Origin of the sequence: Lentzea miocenica, from assembly GCF_033949945.1 — a bacterium.
Taxonomy (GTDB): domain Bacteria; phylum Actinomycetota; class Actinomycetes; order Mycobacteriales; family Pseudonocardiaceae; genus Lentzea; species Lentzea miocenica.
This window is the reverse complement of sequence record NZ_JAXAVW010000082.1, coordinates 1-3,160: the sequence shown is the minus strand read 5'-3', so window position 1 is coordinate 3,160 and position 3,160 is coordinate 1. Positions and strand designations below refer to the sequence as shown.

Genomic DNA, 3,160 nt, shown 5'->3' with positions numbered 1-3,160 from the left:
GTTCTTCCAGAACCGCACAGTGGATGCGTAGCGTCTTTGTAACAAGTCCTCGGCCTATTAGTACCAGTCAGCTCCAACCGTTACCGGTCTTCCACCTCTGGCCTATCAACCCAGTGGTCTAGCTGGGGGCCTTAACTCACGAAGAGTGGGATACCTCATCTTGGAACAGGCTTCCCGCTTAGATGCCTTCAGCGGTTATCCCTTCCGAACGTAGCCAACCAGCAATGCTCTTGGCAGAACAACTGGCACACCAGCGGTCCGTCCGTCCCGGTCCTCTCGTACTAGGGACAGCCTTCCTCAAGTATCCTACGCGCGCGGCGGATAGGGACCGAACTGTCTCACGACGTTCTAAACCCAGCTCGCGTACCGCTTTAATGGGCGAACAGCCCAACCCTTGGGACCTACTCCAGCCCCAGGATGCGACGAGCCGACATCGAGGTGCCAAACCATGCCGTCGATATGGACTCTTGGGCAAGATCAGCCTGTTATCCCCGGGGTACCTTTTATCCGTTGAGCGACCACGCTTCCACAAGCCATGGCCGGATCACTAGTTCCGACTTTCGTCCCTGCTCGACCCGTCAGTCTCACAGTCAAGCTCCCTTGTGCACTTGCACTCAACACCTGATTGCCAACCAGGCTGAGGGAACCTTTGAGCGCCTCCGTTACTCTTTGGGAGGCAACCGCCCCAGTTAAACTACCCACCAGGCACTGTCCCTGATCCGGATCACGGACCGAGGTTAGACATCCAATACGACCAGAGTGGTATTTCAACGATGACTCCACACTGACTGGCGTCAGCGCTTCACAGTCTCCCACCTATCCTACACAAGCCGAATCGAACACCAATACCAAGCTATAGTAAAGGTCCCGGGGTCTTTCCGTCCTGCCGCGCGTAACGAGCATCTTTACTCGTAATGCAATTTCGCCGGGCCTGCGGTTGAGACAGTCGAGAAGTCGTTACGCCATTCGTGCAGGTCGGAACTTACCCGACAAGGAATTTCGCTACCTTAGGATGGTTATAGTTACCACCGCCGTTTACTGGCGCTTAAGTTCTCAGCTTCGCCCCGAAGGACTAACCGGTCCCCTTAACGTTCCAGCACCGGGCAGGCGTCAGTCCATATACATCGTCTTGCGACTTCGCATGGACCTGTGTTTTTAGTAAACAGTCGCTTCTCGCTGGTCTCTGCGGCCGTCTCGCCCTAGCCCGTAAAGAGCTTCAAGCGCTACGGCCCCCCTTCTCCCGAAGTTACGGGGGCATTTTGCCGAGTTCCTTAACCACAGTTCGCCCGATCGCCTCGGTATTCTCTACCTGACCACCTGTGTCGGTTTGGGGTACGGGCCGCGTGAAAGCTCGCTAGAGGCTTTTCTCGGCAGCATGGGATCACTCTACTTCGCCTCAATCGGCTACGCATCACGTCTCAGGATATATGCCTGGCGGATTTGCCTACCAGACTCCCTACACGCTTGCACCAGTACTACCACTCACTGGCGGAGCTACCCTCCTGCGTCACCCCATCGCTTGACTACTACAAGTTCAGGTCCCGCGCTCCACAGTCCCCCTAGCCCCGAAGGGCATTGGAAGGTGCTTCGGGCGGTTAGTATCACAAGGTTCATCATGGGCGCGTTCACACGGGTACGGGAATATCAACCCGTTGTCCATCGACTACGCCTGTCGGCCTCGCCTTAGGTCCCGACTTACCCTGGGCGGATTAGCCTGGCCCAGGAACCCTTGGTCATCCGGCGGACGAGTTTCTCACTCGTCTTTCGCTACTCATGCCTGCATTCTCACTCGCATAGCGTCCACGGCTGGATTACTCCGCCGCTTCAACCGCTACACGACGCTCCCCTACCCATCCCAGCACAAGGCTGAAATGACACAGCTTCGGTGGTGTGCTTAAGCCCCGCTACATTGTCGGCGCAGGACCACTTGACCAGTGAGCTATTACGCACTCTTTAAAGGGTGGCTGCTTCTAAGCCAACCTCCTGGCTGTCTGTGCGACCCCACATCCTTTCCCACTTAGCACACACTTAGGGACCTTAGCTGGCGTTCTGGGCTGTTTCCCTCTCGACTACGAAGCTTATCCCCCGCAGTCTCACTGCCGCGCTCTCACACCACGGTATTCGGAGTTTGGTTGATTTCGGTAAGCTTGTAGGCCCCCTAGACCATCCAGTGCTCTACCCCCGCGGTGAAACACACGACGCTGCACCTAAATGCATTTCGGGGAGAACCAGCTATCACGGTGTTTGATTGGCCTTTCACCCCTAACCACAGCTCATCCCCCAGGTTTTCAACCCTGGTGGGTTCGGGCCTCCACGCGGTCTTACCCGCGCTTCACCCTGGCCATGGCTAGATCACACCGCTTCGGGTCTAGACCACGCGACTCAAGCGCCCTATTCAGACTCGCTTTCGCTACGGCTACCCCACACGGGTTAACCTCGCCACGTAGCACTAACTCGCAGGCTCATTCTTCAAAAGGCACGCCGTCACCCCTAAAGGCTCCGACGGATTGTAGGCACACGGTTTCAGGTACTATTTCACTCCCCTCCCGGGGTACTTTTCATCTTTCCCTCACGGTACTAGTCCGCTATCGGTCACCAGGGAGTATTTAGGCTTAGCGGGTGGTCCCGCCAGATTCACAGCGAATTTCACGAGTACGCTGCTACTTGGGAACACTCTAAGCAGCCATCAGGTTTTCGAGTACGGGAGTTTCACCCTCTACGCTCACGCTTTCCAGACGTATTCCTCTAACCACAATGGTTTCTTACTGCTTGCTAGCTCGGCAGAACTAGCCAAGAGGTCCCACGACCCCGCGAATGCAACCCCTGCCGGGTATCACACAGACGCGGTTTAGCCTCATCCGCTTTCGCTCGCCACTACTCACGGAATCACGGTTGTTTTCTCTTCCTGCGGGTACTGAGATGTTTCACTTCCCCGCGTTCCCTCCACATACCCTATGTGTTCAGGTATGGGTGAACCCACATGACTGGGTCCGGGTTTCCCCATTCGGAAATTCTAGGATCTCAGCTCGGTTGACAGCTCCCCTAGACTTTTCGCAGTCTCCTACGTCCTTCATCGGCTCCTGGTGCCAAGACATCCACCGTATGCCCTTACTAACTTGCTACAAAGATGCTCGCATCCACTGTGCAGTTCTCAAAGAAC

The 3,160-nt window shown here is 56.0% G+C and carries 1 rRNA gene; it reads right to left on the bottom strand.

The window, feature by feature from the left end:
• Nucleotides 1-37: 37 nt before the first annotated feature.
• Nucleotides 38-3,122, bottom strand: a 23S ribosomal RNA gene (locus tag SK803_RS46255).
• Between the last annotated feature and the right edge of the window lie 38 nt (nucleotides 3,123-3,160).